General features: G+C 72.4%; 16 protein-coding genes. 11 read left to right on the top strand and 5 right to left on the bottom strand.

Features of this window, described 5'->3' with window-relative positions:
• Nucleotides 1-20: 20 nt before the first annotated feature.
• Nucleotides 21-488, bottom strand: coding sequence for an ATP-binding protein (locus OG448_RS17670; protein WP_405554971.1), 468 nt, complete (start codon nucleotides 486-488; stop codon nucleotides 21-23).
• A gap of 114 nt (nucleotides 489-602) precedes the next feature.
• Between OG448_RS17670 and OG448_RS17665 the strand changes: the two genes are divergently transcribed.
• The 3 genes from OG448_RS17665 to OG448_RS17655 are packed head-to-tail and all read left to right on the top strand — an operon-like array spanning nucleotide 603 to nucleotide 2169.
• On the top strand, nucleotides 603-1415 hold the full coding sequence (locus tag OG448_RS17665) for a helix-turn-helix domain-containing protein (protein WP_405554969.1): 813 nt from the start codon (nucleotides 603-605) through the stop codon (nucleotides 1413-1415).
• Entirely contained in the window at nucleotides 1412-1600 is a 189-nt protein-coding gene (locus OG448_RS17660) for a DUF397 domain-containing protein (protein WP_405554967.1), read from the top strand. The genes OG448_RS17665 and OG448_RS17660 overlap by 4 nt, the downstream gene beginning before the upstream one ends.
• Nucleotides 1601-1647: 47 nt before the next feature.
• The gene (locus OG448_RS17655; protein WP_405558838.1) at nucleotides 1648-2169 is read left to right on the top strand and encodes a DUF2165 domain-containing protein; all 522 of its coding nucleotides are present in this window, start codon (nucleotides 1648-1650) and stop codon (nucleotides 2167-2169) included.
• Nucleotides 2170-2177: 8 nt separating this feature from the next.
• Here the strand turns inward: OG448_RS17655 and OG448_RS17650 are convergent, their stop codons facing one another.
• Both OG448_RS17650 and OG448_RS17645 read right to left on the bottom strand, forming a co-directional pair.
• The gene (locus OG448_RS17650) at nucleotides 2178-2744 is read right to left on the bottom strand and encodes a hypothetical protein (protein WP_405554965.1); all 567 of its coding nucleotides are present in this window, start codon (nucleotides 2742-2744) and stop codon (nucleotides 2178-2180) included.
• A 60-nt stretch (nucleotides 2745-2804) separates the two neighbouring features.
• The gene (locus OG448_RS17645; protein WP_405554963.1) at nucleotides 2805-5390 is read right to left on the bottom strand and encodes a bifunctional FO biosynthesis protein CofGH; all 2586 of its coding nucleotides are present in this window, start codon (nucleotides 5388-5390) and stop codon (nucleotides 2805-2807) included.
• Nucleotides 5391-5563: 173 nt separating this feature from the next.
• On the opposite strand from OG448_RS17645, the gene OG448_RS17640 reads away from it, so the two are divergent.
• From OG448_RS17640 to OG448_RS17615, 6 genes are all read left to right on the top strand, one after another.
• Nucleotides 5564-6073: a hypothetical protein gene (locus OG448_RS17640; RefSeq protein WP_405554961.1), complete on the top strand. Its 510-nt coding sequence runs from the start codon at nucleotides 5564-5566 to the stop codon at nucleotides 6071-6073.
• Nucleotides 6074-6159: 86 nt separating this feature from the next.
• Nucleotides 6160-7002, top strand: a complete 843-nt coding sequence (locus OG448_RS17635) for a DUF4097 family beta strand repeat-containing protein (RefSeq protein ID WP_405554959.1) — start codon at nucleotides 6160-6162, stop codon at nucleotides 7000-7002.
• A gap of 42 nt (nucleotides 7003-7044) precedes the next feature.
• The gene (locus tag OG448_RS17630; RefSeq protein ID WP_405554957.1) at nucleotides 7045-8064 is read left to right on the top strand and encodes an ATP-binding cassette domain-containing protein; all 1020 of its coding nucleotides are present in this window, start codon (nucleotides 7045-7047) and stop codon (nucleotides 8062-8064) included.
• Nucleotides 8061-8843, top strand: coding sequence for an ABC transporter permease (locus OG448_RS17625; RefSeq protein ID WP_405554955.1), 783 nt, complete (start codon nucleotides 8061-8063; stop codon nucleotides 8841-8843). The genes OG448_RS17630 and OG448_RS17625 overlap by 4 nt, the downstream gene beginning before the upstream one ends.
• A 289-nt stretch (nucleotides 8844-9132) precedes the next feature.
• Complete coding sequence (locus OG448_RS17620; RefSeq protein WP_405558836.1) at nucleotides 9133-12069, top strand: AfsR/SARP family transcriptional regulator; 2937 nt, start codon at nucleotides 9133-9135, stop codon at nucleotides 12067-12069.
• 224 nt (nucleotides 12070-12293) lie between these two features.
• Nucleotides 12294-12485, top strand: a complete 192-nt coding sequence (locus OG448_RS17615) for a hypothetical protein (RefSeq protein ID WP_130338849.1) — start codon at nucleotides 12294-12296, stop codon at nucleotides 12483-12485.
• A 123-nt stretch (nucleotides 12486-12608) separates the two neighbouring features.
• On the opposite strand, the gene OG448_RS17610 is transcribed toward OG448_RS17615, so the two are convergent.
• On the bottom strand, nucleotides 12609-14963 hold the full coding sequence (locus OG448_RS17610; protein WP_405554953.1) for a PQQ-binding-like beta-propeller repeat protein: 2355 nt from the start codon (nucleotides 14961-14963) through the stop codon (nucleotides 12609-12611).
• 193 nt (nucleotides 14964-15156) lie between these two features.
• Entirely contained in the window at nucleotides 15157-15885 is a 729-nt protein-coding gene (locus tag OG448_RS17605) for a VOC family protein (RefSeq protein WP_405554951.1), read from the bottom strand.
• A 135-nt stretch (nucleotides 15886-16020) separates the two neighbouring features.
• On the opposite strand from OG448_RS17605, the gene OG448_RS17600 reads away from it, so the two are divergent.
• Both OG448_RS17600 and OG448_RS17595 read left to right on the top strand, forming a co-directional pair.
• Nucleotides 16021-16656 carry a TetR family transcriptional regulator gene (locus OG448_RS17600; RefSeq protein WP_405558834.1) on the top strand — a complete coding sequence of 212 codons (636 nt, stop codon included), beginning with the start codon at nucleotides 16021-16023 and terminating at the stop codon, nucleotides 16654-16656.
• Nucleotides 16657-16759: 103 nt separating this feature from the next.
• Nucleotides 16760-17437 (top strand): pyridoxal 5'-phosphate synthase, encoded by a 678-nt coding sequence (locus tag OG448_RS17595; RefSeq protein WP_405554949.1) that lies wholly within the window; start codon nucleotides 16760-16762, stop codon nucleotides 17435-17437.
• Nucleotide 17438 lies beyond the last annotated feature (1 nt).

The raw sequence follows: 17438 nt of genomic DNA, 5'->3' as shown, positions 1-17438 counted from the left end.
ACCGTCCGCCCGCACGCCGGTCAGCACTGTAATGGACCTGGAACGGTCCGCTCAGCGCCCCGATCGGTCTCCGCCGAACCCATACCGGCCAGGAACGGACGCTTCAGCCCCACCCACACGGTCTTGGCCCCGGCGGGCGCCTCGACCACGCCCCACTGGTGGGCGTAGGCGGCGACGATGCGCAACCCCCGGCCGTTCTCGGTCAGTTCGGCCGACTCGTCCGGCACCCGGGGGCTCCGATCACCCCGCGCGTCGGTCACCTCGACACGGAGCGTGCCGTCGTCCCTCCGCAGCAGCTCCAGCCGGAAGTCCCGCCCGCCGACCCGGCCGTGCAGCACGGCATTGGCCGCCAACTCGGCCACGACCTGCGTCGCCTCCTCGAACGGCAGCCCCCACTCGTCGAGTTGCCGCTCGGTGAGAAGCCGGGCGAGCCGGGCACCCCTCCGTGTCGCGGACAACTGGACGCGCAGCCGTGATTTCTCATTCATGTCACCCAGCGTGGCCGCCTGTCCCTACGCTGAACAGTTACGGCCACGGTACGCAGGGTGACTGTACGGGTGGGTGGCGCAGCGGTACGGCTGGTGCGAGGGAGAGGGGCGCGGGTGGAGGACGAGGAGGCCGAGGCCGTACTCAGGGCGGTGGGCCGGCAGATCAAGGCGTGGCGGGAATCAGCAGGAATGCGGCAGCCGGAGCTGGGCGCCGCCATCGGATACAGCACCGAAATGGTGTCCTCGGTCGAACGCGGGCGGCGAGTCCCGAAGCCGGACTTCCTGGACAGGTCGGACGAGGTACTGAACGCGGGCGGCAAGCTGTCCGCGATGAAGGAGGACGTGGAGAGGGCCAGGTACCCGAAGAAGGTCCGGGACCTGCAGAAACTCGAAGAAGAATCCGTGGAACTGGGGGCCTACAGCGTCCTGCACGTACACGGGCTGCTCCAGACAGCGGAGTACGCCCAAGCCTTGTACGCGATGCGACGGCCCGCCCTCACGGAGGAGGAGATCAGCCGTCACGTGGCCGCGCGCATGGCACGCAAGGAGGTCTTCGAACGGATGCCCCCGCCGCATCTCACATTCGTCCAGGAAGAAGCGACGCTGCGGAGGCCCGTAGGAGGCAGACTGGTACTGCGGCGGCAACTCGAACACCTCCTGGAGGTAGGCGAGTTGCGGAACGTGGAGATCCAGGTCATGCCCACGCGCTGGGAGGACCACGCGGGCGTGAGCGGATCGTTCAGGGTGCTCAAACTCCGGAGCGGCTCCGCCGTGGGATACGTGACAGCCGAGCTGTTCAGCAGGGTGATCAGCGACCCTCGGGAAGTCCTGACCCTGGATACGCGCTATGGAATGATCCGGGCCCAGGCCCTGTCGCCGCGGGATTCCCTGGCGTTCATCAAAGATCTTCTGGGAGATGGAACATGACCGCCCCTACGCTTACCTGGTTCAAGAGCAGCTACAGCGGGGCGAACGAGCCCGATTGTGTCGAAGTCGCCCTCACCCCCGACCACATCCACATCCGGGACTCCAAGACCGCCGACGGCGACCAACTGACCGTCTCCGCCGACACCTGGACCGCCTTCCTCAGCCACGCAGTGCCCCGCGTCTGAAAGGCGTTCCTCCTCGGCGTGGGTCGGGAAGAATTCCGGTCATGACCATGACCGATTCTGCGGCCCCCGCCGACTCCACCCGTGCCGCCCGCTCGGGGCTGAGCCTCGCCGCCACCGTGCTCACCGGCGTCCTTGCGCTGTACATCGCCCTCGTCGCCGTAGGCAACATCACCGACTTCGGGACGAACCAGCAGTACGTCCGGCATGTGCTGGCGATGGACACCACGTTCAAGGACGACCACCTGATGTGGCGGGCGATCACCAGTACCGCGCTCCAGGACACCGCCTACGTGGTGATCATTGCGTGGGAGACCGTCGCGGCAGCCGTACTCGTGTGGAGCACGTGGCTGTGGGCCCGGCGGGACAACGCCCGCGCACGCCGCTTCTCCACGTACGGCCTGCTGATGCTGATCCTGCTCTTCGGGGCCGGCTTCATCGCCATCGGCGGCGAGTGGTTCGCCATGTGGCAGTCGAAGACGTGGAACGGCGTGGACGCGGCGACCCGCGTCTTCCTGCTCAGCGGAGTCGCCCTGATCGTCAACCACCTGCCGGACCGCGACGAGCGGTAGCCGCCCGGCTATTCGACGACCGACACCCTCGTCCCCAGGTCGCCGAAGGACCACAGTGCGGCTCCGTCTTCCTTGTGGAGGCGGATGCCGCCGGTCTGGGCGCCGTTCGCGGCCGGGGGCGGAGAGGAGCCGTCGAGGGCGTTGGAGAAGCCTATGTTCACGCCCGACACGGCCGTGAAGTACATGATGTGCTCGACCTGCACCCCGTCCGAGCCGGTCGTGGCTTCCGTCCGCTTGATGATCGAGTACCGGCCCGGCTGCGGGTCCAGCGTGCCCGGCCACACCGTGAACGTCCGGGAAGACGTCCCCGTCGCGTCCACAAGCCACACTCGGTGCGCCTGGACCGAGTAGACGATCCTGCGCCCCACCCCCGACGCCTCCGGCAGCGCGGGCGGGCCGGAGGGGGACGGGGCGGTGGAGGGGGTCGGGGAGGCCGAGGCCGTGGGGCGGGCGTGGGCCGCCGGGGCCGCGGGGCGCTGGCCGTGGTCGGCCTGGACGGCGAGGGCGACGACGGCGGCGGTCGCCGCGACCGTCAGTCCGGAGACCCAGGCCCACGAGGGCAGTCGGGCAGCCACGGGTACGCATCTCCTCCGCTGTGGGACCCCCTTCTCAGATCCGGGGTCGGATCATCGTACTCAGTCCACGAGGGGCAGCAGATCCGGCAGGTGCCCGTCCGACGCACGGGCCGCGGCCTGCCGCTCCTCGGACACCTCGCCGTACAGCGTGGTCCGCGGCTTCGCCGGCCGTCCGGCCGCCTCGGCGACCGCCTCCAGGTCGTGTACGGACTTGTACGAGCCGTACGACGAGCCCGCCATCCGGGAGATCGTCTCCTCCATCAGCGTGCCGCCCAGGTCGTTCGCACCGGACCGCAGCATCTCGGCCGCGCCCTCGGTGCCGAGCTTGACCCAGCTCGTCTGGATGTTGGGAATCCAGGGGTGCAGGAGGAGGCGGGCCATGGCGGTGACCGCGCGGTTGTCCCGCATGGTCGGGCCGGGGCGCGCGATGCCGGCGAGGTAGACGGGGGCGTTGGTGTGGATGAAGGGGAGGGTCACGAACTCGGTGAATCCGCCCGTCCGCTGCTGGATTCCGGCCAGCGTGCGCAGGTGGCCGAGCCAGTGCCGGGGCTGGTCGACATGGCCGTACATCATCGTGGACGAGGAGCGGATGCCCAGCTCGTGGGCGGTGGTGATCACCTCGGTCCAGGTGGCCGTGGGCAGCTTGCCCTTCGTCAGCACCCAGCGCACCTCGTCGTCCAGGATCTCCGCCGCCGTGCCCGGGATCGAGTCGAGCCCGGCCTCCTTGGCAGCCGTCAGCCACTCCCGGATCGACATCCCCGTACGCGTCGCCCCGTTGACGACCTCCATCGGGGAGAAGGCGTGCACGTGCATCCCGGGGACGCGCTCCTTGACCGCCTTCGCGATGTCGAAGTACGCCGTGCCGGGCAGGTCCGGGTGGATGCCGCCCTGCATGCAGACCTCCACCGCGCCCACCTCCCACGCCTGCTGGGCGCGGTCCGCGACCTGGTCCAGGGAGAGGGTGTAGGCGTCGGCGTCGGTGCGCCGCTGGGCGAAGGCGCAGAAACGGCAGCCGGTGTAGCAGACGTTGGTGAAGTTGATGTTCCTGGTGACGATGTACGTCACGTCGTCCCCGACCACCGACTTGCGCACGTCGTCCGCGATCCGGCACACCGCGTCCAGCGCCGCGCCGTCCGCGTGGAGCAGGGCCAGCGCCTCCGCGTCGGTGAGCTTCGCCGGGTCGTCGGCGGCCGTGCGCAGGGCCTCGCGGACGTCGGTGTCGATGCGCTCGGGCACCATGCCGGGGGCGGCGGCCTCCCGCAGCTCGGCCCAGTCGCCGTACACCTCGTCGAAGTCGTCGCGCCGGTCGGAGGTGCGGCCCTCGGTGTCGATGGAGGCGTGCAGGTCGGTGCGGCCGGTGGCGGTGAACACCTCCTCGGGCTCCTGCCAGGGCAGGCCCTCGGGGAGTACGCCGGGCCGGGCGAGGCCGGTCTCCGGGTCGGCCAGGGCGGCGACGTGCGGGCGCAGCCGGGGGTCCAGCCAGGGTTCTCCCCTGCGGACGAACTCCGGATACACGCAGAGCCGTTCGCGCAGCTCGAAGCCCGCCGTACGGGACCGCTCGGTCAGCTCCTCGATCTGCGGCCAGGGGCGCTCGGGGTTGACGTGGTCGATGGTGAGCGGCGACACCCCGCCCCAGTCGTCGATGCCCGCGCCGATCAGCCGCTCGTACTCGCTGTCGACGAGGTTGGGCGGGGCCTGGAGGCAGGCGGAGGGGCCCATGATGTGCCGGGCGACGGCCACCGTGGCGATCAGCTCGTCCAGTTCGGCGTCCGGCATGCCGCGCATCGCGGTGTCCGGCTTGGCACGGAAGTTCTGGATGATCAGCTCCTGGACGCCGTGGTAGGCGCGGGCGACCTTCCGGAGCGCGAACAGGGACTCCGCGCGCTCCTCGTAGGTCTCCCCGATGCCGATCAGCAGCCCGGAGGTGAACGGCACCGAGGAACGGCCGGCGTCCTCCAGCACCCGCAGCCGTACGGCGGGTTCCTTGTCCGGGGAGCCGTAGTGCGGGCCGCCCGGCTCGGACCACAGGCGCTCGGCGGTGGTCTCCAGCATCATGCCCATGCTCGGCGCGACCGGCTTGAGCCGCTGGAAGTCGGTCCAGCTCATGACGCCGGGGTTGAGGTGGGGCAGCAGGCCGGTCTCCTCCAGGATGCGGATGGAGATGGCGCGTACGTAGGCGATCGTGTCGTCGTACCCGTGCGCGTCGAGCCACTCGCGCGCCTCGGGCCAGCGGTCCTCGGGCTTGTCGCCGAGGGTGATGAGGGCTTCCTTGCAGCCGAGCGCGGCACCCTTGCGGGCGATGTCCAGCACCTCGTCCGGCGACATGAACATCCCGTGGCCCGCGCGGCGCAGCTTGCCGGGGACGGTGACGAAGGTGCAGTAGTGGCACTTGTCGCGGCACAGCCGGGTCAGCGGGATGAAGACGCTTTTCGAGTACGTGATGACACCGGGCCGCCCCGCCGCGTCGAGTCCCGCGTCCCGTACCCGTGCCGCGGACGCGGTGAGGTCCTCAAGGGCCTCGCCGCGGGCCTGGAGCAGCACCGCCGCCTCGGAGACGTCGAGGGCGACACCGTCACGGGCACGTTTGAGGGCGCGACGCATGGAGTTCTCGGTGGGGCCGGTTCCGGAGGTCGCGGAAGTCGTCATTCCCTGAGCATACGTTCGGCGTGATCCACAGCTACGGGTGCTTTTCGGGCGGGCCCGGCGGCATCCCACGCGGCACTCCTGCGGCACCACGCGTGGCACCACGTGACACCACTCGGTGCCATGTGGTGCCAATAAGGGTTGCCATGGCGCCACAATGGTGCCAAGCTAACGCCATGGACCTCACCCCGTATGTCGACACTCTTCGCCGGGAACTCGCGGTGGCCGCCGAGGCCGGCGGCGAGGAAGCGCGCGAGCTGGCCGAGCGGCTCACCGCTCCGCTGGAGTCGGCGACCCGCCTGACCATGCTCCACGTGCTCTCCGCCGCGATGGACGAGATCACCCGCGAGCTGGCCCCCGGTTCGGTCGACGTACGGCTGCGCGGTCTGGACCCCGAGTTCGTGGTCACGGCACCACCGGCCGAGCCCGCCCCGGCGGAAGCGGCCCCCGCACCGGCCGCGCCCCAGCCGGCCGCCGAGACCGACGAGGGCGGCACCGCCCGCGTCAACCTCCGGCTCCCGGCGCACCTCAAGGCACGCGCCGAGGAGGCGGCGGGCCGCGAGGGCCTGTCCGTCAACGCCTGGCTGGTGCGCGCCGTCTCGGCGGCGGTCGAGGGCGGCGGCCGGCCGCGCCCGGCGGAGAAGACCCGCACGATCGGCCAGAGCTTCACGGGCTGGGTGCGCTAGCACCCGCGCCCCCGCTCCACTTCTCACCCACCTTCACGTCCCCCACCTGCGGGGACGACCTGACGAGCCAAGAGGACGGGACAGCCATGCCTACTTTCGACACCCCCCAGCCCATCGCGGTCACCGCTCACATCGGCACCGGTTCCCTCCGGTTCGCCGCAAGCGACCGCCCGGACACCGTGGTCGAGGTCGCGCCCCGGGACCCCAAGCGGGACAAGGACGTACGGGCCGCCGAGCAGACCGAGGTCGGCTTCGCCTCCGGCGCCCTGACCGTCCGTACCCGGGAGCGGCTGCTCATCGGCCCCTCCGGTCTGGTCGACGTCACGGTCCACCTGCCCGCCGGCTCCTCCGCCGAGGTCACCGGCTCCTGGACCCAGGTCCTCGGTGAGGGCCGGCTGGGCGAGGTCCGCGTGAAGACCTCCACCGGCGACGTTCGCCTCGACGCCACCGGCCCGCTGAAGCTGACCGTGGCCCACGGCTCGGTCACCGTGGACCGGGTCGACGGCGCCGCCGAGATCACCAGCAGCAGCGGCAACATCCGCGTCGGCACCATCGACGGCCCCGCCGTCCTGAAGAACACCAACGGCACCACGGTCCTGGCCACCGTCACCGGCGACCTGCGCGTGAGCGGTGCCAACGGCGGCATCGACATCGGCCGCACCGAGGCGTCCGTCACCGGCACCACGAGCAACGGCCCCCTGCGCGTAGCCGACGTCGCGCGCGGCGAGGTCCAGTTGGAGACCGCCAACGGCTCCATCGAGATCGGCGTCCGCGAGGGCACCGCCGCCTGGCTCGACGTCAGCTCCGCCCACGGCCAGGTGCGCAACGCGCTCGCCTCCTCCGGGGCACCGGAGCACACCGAGGACACCGTCAAGATCCACGCCCGCACCAACTGGGGCAACATCGACATCCTGCGCGCCCACGCCTGAGCGACACCCCCTGACTTCCACTCCAGCCCTCAGGAGGGCCCCATGCCTTCATCTGTCATGCCCACGCCCAGAAAACCCGTCGACGAGATCCCTGCCGTCTCCGTCACCGGCCTGCGCAAGTCGTACGGCGACAAGACCGTGCTGGACGGCATCGACCTGAACATCCCCGCCGGGACCGTGTTCGCCCTGCTCGGGCCGAACGGCGCCGGGAAGACCACCACCGTCCAGATCCTCTCCACCCTCGTCGCCCCCGACGGCGGCGAGGCACGGATCGCGGGCCACGACATCACCACCGCGCCGGACGGTGTGCGCGCCGCGATCGGTGTCACCGGCCAGTTCGCCGCGCTGGACGACCTCCTCACCGCCGAGGAGAACCTCCTCCTCATGGCCGACCTGCTCCGCCTCGGCAAGCGCGAAGGCCGGGCCCGTACACGAGAGTTGCTGGAGCGGTTCGACATCGCGGACGTGGCGGACAAGCGGGCCGCGACCTTCTCCGGCGGGATGCGGCGGCGGCTCGACCTCGCCATGACCCTGGTCGGCGACCCCCGGGTGATCTTCCTGGACGAGCCGACGACCGGGCTCGACCCGCGCAGCCGCCGCACCATGTGGGACACCGTCCGCTCGCTGGTCGCGGGCGGTACCACGGTCTTCCTCACCACCCAGTACCTGAAGGAGGCCGACCAGTTGGCCGACCGGATCGCCGTCCTCGACGGCGGCCGGATCGTCGCCGAGGGCACCGCCGACGAACTCAAGGCCCGCATCCCCGGCGCCCATGTCCGGCTGCGGTTCACCGGCCCCGAGGAGTACGAGCGCGCGGCGGCGGCCTTCCCCGGCGCCGCGCGGGACGACGAGAACCTCGCCCTCCGGGTGGCCGGCGACGGTGGCCTGGACGCCCTGCGCGCCCTGCTGGACCGGCTCGACGCCGCCGGGGTCCAGGCGTCCGGCTTCTCCGTGCACACCCCCGACCTGGACGACGTGTTCCTCGCGCTCACCGGCCAGGGCACCACCGGCACCCCGCTCCACGTCACCGCCGACACCCTCGCCAAGGAGATCCAGCGATGAGCACCCTCACCTACGCCGTGCACGACTCGATGACGATGCTGCGGCGCAACGTCAAGCACGCCGTCCGCTATCCGGCCGTCTCCCTCGGCAGCTCGATGATGCCGATCCTGATGCTGCTGCTGTTCGTGTACGCCTTCGGGGGCGCGATCGGCGGCGGCATGGGCGGCGGCCGGGACGCCTACCTGGAGTACCTGGTCCCCGGTGTCGTCGTCATGGGGGTGGCGGCCGGCGCCATGTCGACCTCGATCGCGGTCTGCTCGGACATGACCGAGGGCATCATCAACCGCTTCCGCACCATGAACATCAGCCGCTCGTCGTTCATGACCGGCCATGTCATCGGCAGCGTGCTCCAGACGATGGTGAGCCTCGTCCTGGTGATCGCGGTCGCGCTGGCCCTCGGGTTCCGGCCGGACGCGACCCCGCTGGAGTGGCTGGCGGCGGCCGGGTTCCTCGCGGCCATCGCGTTCGCGGTGACCTGGCTGTCGGTGGCGCTCGGGCTGATCTCCAAGACGGTGGAGTCCGCGAGCAACAAGCCGCTGCTGGTGCAGTTCCTGCCGTTCCTGGGCTCGGCGTTCGTGCCGGCCGGGTCGATGTCACCGGGGCTGCGCTGGTTCGCCGAGCACCAGCCGTTCACCCCGATGATCGAGACGCTGCGCGGTCTGCTCACCGGTTCGGCGATCGGGAACGACGGCTGGATCTCGCTCGCCTGGTGTGCGGGGATCGCCCTGGTCGGCTACCTCTGGTCCCGCTCGCTGTTCAACAGCACCACCAAGCGATGAGACCGAGCGTGTGAAAACTCTGTGGAGTCCCCCGCGCCGCCTTGTGATCGGCGTCTCGCACGGCTGACGCAAGTGGCGTGAAGAAGGCAAACTGACTACGGAAGTTGGATTGCCTAGGGGGTGTCTTGTCGATCAGGGCGGATCAGGGAGCGACGTCGGGTGCCGTGCATCGCAAGGCGGAGGAGGGCGTCGATGCGGAGCATCGGCAACCGACGACAACGCGGCGAGGCGCGGTGCCAGACGTCGCGAGCCCGTCATGATCGACAAGACACCCCCTGGGGGCGAACGCATGGACGGTGGGGCGCGGATGCCTGAGCAGCGGGTCTCCGGTTCCGCCGTGCTGCGGTTCGGGGTACTCGGGCCGGTGCGGGCCTGGCGCGGTGAAGCGCCGGTCCCCACCGGCTCTCCGCAGCAACGCGCCCTGCTCGCCGCGCTGTTGCTGCGGGAGGGCCGTACCGCCACGGCGGCCGAACTGATCGACGCGCTCTGGGGGACCGAACCGCCCCCCAGGGCGCTCGCGGCCGTCCGGACCTACGCGTCCCGGCTGCGCAAGGTGCTCGAACCCGGCGTCCTGGTCAGCGAGTCGAGCGGCTACGCCATCCGGACGCTCGCCCCGCTGGACCTCGTCGTCGCCCAGGAACTCGCCGCACAGGCCGAGAAGGCGCGCAGCGCCGGGGAGTTGGGCCAGGCGAGGGAGTCGCTGAACCGGGCGCTGGCACTGTGGGACGGCGAGGCCCTGGCGGGCGTACCCGGCCCCTACGCGGAGGCCCAGCGGGTCCGGCTGGAGGAGTGGCGCCTCCAACTTCTGGAATCCCGGCTGGACATGGACCTGGAGCAGGGCAGCCACGCCGAGGCCGTCTCGGAGCTGACCGCGCTGACCGCCGAGCACCCGCTGCGCGAACGCTTCCGCGAGCTGCTGATGCTGGCGCTGTACCGCAGCGGCCGTCAGGCGGAGGCGCTGGCGGTGTACGCGGACACCCGGCGGCTGCTCGCCGACGAGCTGGGCGTCGACCCGCGTCCGGGGCTCAGCGACCTCCAGCAGCGCATCCTGCGGGCCGACCCCGCGCTCACGGAGCCCTCGCCTGCCGAGGAGCCTCCCGTGCTCCTGGTACGCCCTGCCCAACTGCCCGCCTCGGTGCCGGACTTCACCGGCCGGTCGGCGTTCGTGACCGAACTGAGCGAGGTGCTGGCGTCGGCCTCGGAGGCGGAGGGCCGGGTGATGGCGGTCTCCGCGCTGGCCGGGATCGGCGGCGTCGGCAAGACCACCCTCGCGGTGCACGTGGCCCACCGGGCCCGGGCCGCCTTCCCCGACGGCCAGCTCTACGTCGACCTCCAGGGGGCGGGCCCGCGCCCGGCGGAGCCCGAGACGGTGCTCGGCTCGTTCCTGCGGGCGCTCGGCACGGCGGACTCGGCGGTGCCGGAGTCGCTGGAGGAGCGGGCCGCGCTGTACCGGTCGGTGCTGGACGGGCGCCGGGTGCTGGTGCTGCTGGACAACGCCAAGGACGCGGCGCAGGTCAGACCGCTGTTGCCCGGCACCGAGGGGTGCGCGGCACTGGTGACCTCGCGGGTGCGGATGGTCGGGCTCGCCGGGGCCCATCTGGTGGACCTGGACGTGATGTCGCCCGAGGAAGCCCTGTCGCTGTTCACCAAGATCGTGGGCGCGGAGCGGGTCGCGGCCGAGCGGAAGGCCGCGCTGGACGTGGTGGCCGCGTGCGGGTTCCTGCCGCTGGCCATCAGGATCGCCGCCTCCCGGCTCGCCGCCCGCCGCACCTGGACCACCTCGGTGCTCGCGGCCAAGCTGGCGGACGAACGGCGCCGGCTGGACGAACTCCAGGCCGGCGACCTCGCGGTCAAGGCCACCTTCGAGCTGGGCTACGGCCAGCTCGAACCCGCCCAGGCGCGGGCGTTCCGGCTGCTCGGCCTGGCCTATGGCCCCGACCTGTCGCTGGCGGCCGCCGCCGCGCTGCTGGACCTGGGCCCGGAGGACACCGAGGACCTGCTGGAGTCGCTGGTCGACACCTCGCTGCTGGAGTCGGCCGCGCCAGGCCGCTACCGCTTCCACGACCTCGTACGGCTCTACGCGCGTGCCTGCGCCGAGCGGGACGAGCGCGAGCCCGGCGAGCGGGCCGCCGCGCTCTCCCGGCTGCTGGACTTCTACCTGGCCACGGCCGCGCGGGTGTACGCCATCGAGCGCCCCGGCGACCGGACCGTGGAGCACCTGCACCCCTACGACCACGAGGGGCTGTCCTTCGCCGGGCACCGGGACGCGCTGGACTGGCTGTACGCGGAGGCCGACTGCCTGCTGGCCTGCGTACGGCAGTCGGTGGCCCAGGGCAGCCTGCGGCGGGCGGTGGACCTGCTGATCGTCGCCAAGGACCTCGCCGAATCCGGCGCCAACGCCCACCAGTTCGGGACGGCGGCGACCGTCGTCCGGGACGCGGCGGCCGAGGCGGGGGACGCGCTGGTGGAGGGCCGGGCGCGCACCACGCTGGCCCAAGTGCACACCAACGCGGGCCGGTTCGACGAGGCGGAGGCGGAGGCCGAGCGCGCGGTGGAGCTGGCCGGGGCGGCCCAGGACCCGTGGATCGACTGCAACGCGCCCAGCGAGCGCGGGATCGTGGCCGCGTACCGCAGCCGGCACGCCGAGGCCGAGACCTACCTCCAGCGCACTCTCATCGCGTACCGCGCCGACGGCAACCTGCCGGGCGAGGCGAGCGCGCTGTGCAACCTGTCGCGGGTGCACCTGTCGATGGGCCGGGTGGACAGCGCGGTGGAGCTGGCCGAGTCCGGCGTCGCCGTCTACCGCCACCTGGGCCTCACCGTCCGGCTGGCGAACGGGAGTTACGCACTCGGGCTGGCGCTGGCCGAGTCGGGGCGCGCGGAGGAGGCGGAGGCCCGGCTCTCCGAGGCGCTGACCATCTTCCGGGACAGCAGGCAGCGGCTCTGGGAGGGCATGACCCTCTTCCGGCTCGCCGGACTCCGGCTCACCGAACGGCCCGCGGCCGCGGCGGCCTTGGCCGAGCAGTCGCTGTCGGTCCTGCTCCACGTGGGCGGCGACTGGCGCCGGGCGGGCGTCCTCACCGTGCTCGGCAAGTCCCTGGACGCGCTGGGCGAGACGGACCGGGCCCGCGCCTGCTGGACGGAGGCGCTGAGCGTCTACGACCGGCTGGGCTCGGCGGAGGCCGCCGACTTGCGGGAACTGCTCTCACCTGCGACGGCCGGGTGAGGGCTGCCCCGCGGAAATACGCGGGACCCGGCGTTCATCGTTCGTTTATCGTGCCCGTGCAGTCTTCTCCCAGCCGATTCGTCGTCACGGGGGCGGGCGGATCGGTAGTGCTGTCGGCCGCTCACGCGGTGGCCGGCTGTGACCGGGTCCGTCCGGAAGCCCTCGGGGGAGCGGCCGGGCGGCCCCGGCCACAACAGCACACCTCAGAGCAACGGAGTACGTCGATGAGCGACGCCAAGAAGTCCGACGAAGTCACCACGCAGGAGAGCCACATCACCGGTGAGGGCGCCACGGCGGCGGCCGCCCCGGAGGTCGCTCCGCAGGAGAGCCACATCACCGGCGAGAAGACGGCCAAGGGCGACCTGGACGACGTCACCACGCTGGAGAGCCACATCACCGTGGGCGACCCGCGCTGAGCGGGCGAGAAGCACGGGGGGCGTGAGCCGCGGCGGAGCGGAGGGGGAGCCGCCGCGGCACACGCGGGAAGACGGAACGGCCGGGTCGGGGGACCCGGCCGTTTCCGTGTTCCCCGGCGCCCCTCAGGCCGTACGGGCCGTCCCGGTGCCCTTCTCCGCGTCCAGCGCGTACACGCACCGGTCCTTGCTGCACGCGTACACCACGCCGTCCTTGACGACCGGTGAGCCGGTGATCTCGCCGCCGGTGGCGAGCTTCCAGCGCAGCCGGCCGTCGTCGGCCTTCAGGGTGTACAGCAGGTGGTCGGTGGAGCCGAAGTGGATACGGCCCTCGGCGACCGAGGGGGCGCCCACCACGTCGCCGCCCGCCTGGAAGCGCCACTTGGGCGTGCCGGTGACCGCGTCCAGCGTGTACAGGCCCTTGCCGCTGCCGACGTGCACATGCCCGGCCGCGACCAGCACCGGTTCCACCGAGGAACGGGCCTCGGTGGCGATGCGCCAGCGGTCGCGGCCGTCGGTGGCGTCCAGGGCGTAGACGGTGCCGAGGTAGTCGGCGAGGTAGACCCCGCCGCCGGTGACCGCCGGGCCCGGCACGAAGGCGGGCGGGGACAGGAAGACCGCCGGGGCCTCGAAGTGCCAGCGCACCCGGCCGGTCGACACCTCGATGGCGAGGACCCGGCTGCCCGCGCTGACGTACACATAGCCGTCCGGCGCCGGGGTCACCCGTACCGGAACCCCGCCGCAGGAGGCCGCGTCGCCGATGGGGTACGACCAGCGCTCGTCGCCCGTGCGGGCCTCCAGGGCGCGCAGCCGGGCGTCCTGCCAGACGTAGACGGTGCCGTCGTGCACGGCGGGGCCGGCCTCGGGCGACTCGAAGTCGGTCTGGCAGCCGGAGATCTCCCACAGCTTGCGCCCGGCCGCCGCCTCCCACGCCTGCACCCCGCCGCCGCGCGTGCCGGTGACGACCGTGCCGTGGTCGGCGTGCAGCGAGTACACCCAGGCGTCCGTGGACAGCCGCCACAGGTCGGTGCCCTCGCGGGCGTCCAGCGCGAACAGGGTGGGCCCGTCGGAGGCGTGGATACGGCCGTCCGCGACCGCCATCGACCAGGCCACGTCCCGCGTCTTGAAGCGGCGCCGCCCGGTGGCCACGTCCAGGGCGTGCACCTCGAAGGAGGTGACGTACACCAGGTCCCCGTCGACCGACGGGGTGCCCCACACGTCGTTGGACATCCGGAACCGCCAGGGCCGCCAGCCCGCCGAGGTCTCCGGCAACTGCGGCGGCACAGGGGGTACGGCGGGGTCGGCGCCGTTGACGCCGGGGCGCGGCCGGGACCAGCTCGCCACCAGGCCGGCCTCCGGCGGGGGCGCCTTCACGGCCGCCGCGCGGGCGTCGGCGACGCGCGGTCCCGGCCCGATGGGCACCTCAAGACCGGCCAGCCGCACCGGCCCGGTGCCGGGCCCGCCGGACGGCACGGGGGCCGGGGACGGGGCCGGGACGACCGGGTCGTAGGACGGCGGCGGGGGCACGGCCGGGCGGCCGGCGCTGCGCGGGCCGGGCGGCAGCGGGGCGGGCTTGGCGGGCGGACGGCCGCCCCGGCGGGACTCGATGAGGGCGACGGCCTTCTCCGGCAGCCAGGCGGAGGCGGTGCCGGAGTCGTCGGAGCCGGAGCCGAACAGGTGCGGGGCGAGCTGGGCCTGGAGGTCGGCCGGGGAGGGCCTGCCGGGGGCCTCCATCTGCATGCACGCCTCGATCAGCGGGCGCAGCTCGTCGGGCAGCCCGGTGACGTCCGGGCCCTCGCGCAGCAGCATGAACACCGTCTCGACCGGGTTGGCGCCGTGGAAGGGCGGGTGTCCGGTGGCGGCGAAGACCAGGGTGGAGCCGAGCGAGAACACGTCGCTGGCGCCGGTGACGCTGCGGGAGTCCTTGGCCTGCTCGGGCGACATGTAGGCGGGGGTGCCCACCGCGACGTTCGTCATCGTCAGCCGGGTGTTGGACACCCCGGAGGCGATGCCGAAGTCGATGACGCGGGGGCCGTCCTCGACCACCAGCACGTTGGACGGCTTCATGTCGCGGTGGACCAGACCGGCGCCGTGGATGGACTGGAGCGCCTCGGCCACGCCCGCCGCGAGCCAGCGCACCGCCTGGGCCGGGAGCGGCCCGCACTCGTTCACTATCTCCTCGAGCGAGGGCGCGGGGACGTACGCCGTGGCCAGCCAGGGCACCGCCGCGCGCGGGTCGGCGTCGACGACTGCGGCCGTGTAGAAGCCGGAGACCGCGCGGGCCGCTTCCACCTCGCGGGTGAAGCGGACCCGGAAGAGCTGGTCCTCGGCCAGCTCCGTGCGGACCGTCTTGATGGCCACCCGCCGCCCCGACGCCGAGCGCGCCAGATAGACCAGCCCCATGCCGCCGGCGCCCAGCCGGCCCAGCACCTCGAACGGCCCGATCCGCCGCGGATCGTGCTGCGTAAGCTGATCCACCACTTGCCTGCCACCTCCCCGTACGAGCCGCGTCTTCCGCCTTTGGACGCGACCGAAGTGCAGCGTCTCACCACCGCACCGCCATGGCGGCACGCACCCCGATTCTTCCTGGCCGGGCGGCCGGTTGCGAACCCGGTGGCGAATCGGGGTGTCTCGTGCCCTATCCCGTCATTTCACCCCCCCCCGCGGCGTCCCGTCACCGGGTCAGCAGCGCGAAGGACGCCCCTTGATTGTCCGTGACGACCGCCACCCGTCCGTACGACGCGTCGAAGGGCGGCACCTGGACCCGGCCGCCGAGCCGCCGCACGGTGTCGAGGGCGGCGTCGAGATCGCCGACGCGGAAGTGGACGAGGAAGTGCGCGGGCATCTCGGCCGGGAAGACGTCGGTGATCAGGGCGCGGCCGAAGTCGGGCTCGGCGCCGGAGCCGAAGAGGGCCTCGTGGAAGAGGTCGCCGTAGAAGGTGTTCGCCGCGCGGGGTTCGGGGGTGTACAGCTCGGTCCACACGAAGGCGCCCGGCTCACCGCGGCGCCCGAAGCCGGGGTGGCCGTCGGACTGCCACAGCCCGAACACCGCGCCCTCGGGGTCGGTGACCAGGGCGGCGGAGCCGAGGTCGGCCATCGCGAAGGGGCCGGAGATCAGGCGGCCCCCGGCATCGGTGATCCTCCGGGTCAGGGCGCGGGCGTCCGGTGTGGCGAAGTACACCGTCCACACGGTGGGCATCCGGCCGTCGGTCTTGGGCGCGAGCGAGGCGACCGGTTCGCCGTCCAGCCGGGCCCAGACGGAGGCGCCGGGGGCGTCCTCGCCGTCGAAGGTCCACCCGAACAGCTCGCCGTAGAACCGCTTGCCCGCCTCGACGTCGGGGAGCTGGGCGTCCGCCCAGCAGGGGGTGCCCTCTCCGTACATCGATGCGCTGTTTTCGGCCATATCGTCAAAGTAACCGGGACCCGCGCACCCCGCAGGACCAGGGAAAGCTTGCCTCCGCCAGGGTCGCACCCCATTTGCAGTCGGCCGAATCGCGCTCCTGCCCCCCGTCGGTAAGCTGACGGCATGACAGGACAAGTGCGTACCGTCGACGGCCGGGTGGCCGGCCGGCGTGGGCAGGCGACCCGGCAGAAGCTGCTCGACTGCCTCAGCGAGATGCTCAGCTCCTCCCCGTACCGAGATGTCAAGGTCATCGATGTCGCGCGGAAGGCCGGCACCTCGCCCGCGACCTTCTACCAGTACTTCCCGGACGTCGAAGGTGCCGTCCTGGAGATCGCCGACTCGATGGCCGCCGAGAGCGCCGAGCTGACCGAGCTGCTCGCGGGCCGGACCTGGACCGGCAAGGCGGGGTGGCAGACCGCGCAGGACCTGGTGGACGGCTTCATGGACTTCTACCGGCGCCACGACGCGATCCTGCGCGTGGTCGACCTGGCGGCGGCCGAGGGCGACAAGCGGTTCAACAAGCTGCGGATGAAGATCCTCAACGCGGTGAACGGTTCCCTCACCGAGGCGATCACCGAGCTGAAGTCCAAGGGCCGGGTGGACAAGGACGTGAACCCGGCGGCGATCGCCGGTTCCCTCGTCACCATGCTGGCCTCGGTCGCGGCCCACCAGAAGGGCTTCACCGCCTGGGGCGTGAAGCAGGCCGAGATCAAGCCGAACCTGGCGCTGCTGATCTATCTGGGAGTGACCGGCAAGAAGCCCACGAAGTAGCGACCGGCACCCGCACCGGCCCCAAGTCCTGTCTGGCAGGCGGTGGTCCACCTCGGCGTGGACCACCGCCTGTCGCCGTGTCCGGGGGCGGATACTCGGCCTCATGGCACACGAGGCACACGACGAACTCGACGGACTGCTGCGCTCCCTGAAGGTCTGGTCCCCGGACACCACCGAGCTGCGGCCCTTCGACCCGGACACCGCTCCCCCGACCCCGCTGCCCCTGTTCACGGCCTGGCTGGCCGAGGCCGCGCGGGCGGGCCAGCCGGAGCCGCACACCATGTCGCTGGCCACGGCGGACGCGGAGGGCCGGCCGGACGTACGGATCGTGATGCTGCACGGCGCCGACGCCGACGGCTGGACCTTCGGCACCCACTCCACCAGCCGCAAGGGCCGCGACCTGGCCGCCAACCCGCACGCGGCCCTCGCCTTCTACTGGCCGGCGCTGGGCCGCCAGGTCCGCGTCCGCGGCCCGGTGTCGGCCAGCCCCGCCGAAGCCGCCCAGGCCGACCTCCAGGCCCGCTCCACCGGCGCCCTCGCCGCCGCCCTCACCGGCCGCCAGAGCGAGGACCTGGCGTCGCTGGAGGAGTTGCGCCGGGCCTCCGAGGACGCCTGGTCCCAGGCCCACGACAACCCCACGACCCCGGCCCCCACCTGGACCCTCTACCGCCTCCACCCCCGCTCGGTGGAGTTCTTCCAGGGCGACCCCGACCGCCGCCACGTCCGCCTGGAGTACCGGCGGACCGAGTTCGGCTGGGAGCGGCGGCTGCTGTGGCCGTGAG

This window comes from Streptomyces sp. NBC_01171, from assembly GCF_045039805.1.
In the GTDB taxonomy this organism is placed as follows: Bacteria; Actinomycetota; Actinomycetes; order Streptomycetales; family Streptomycetaceae; genus Streptomyces.
This window is presented reverse-complemented; position numbering and strand designations above follow the sequence as displayed.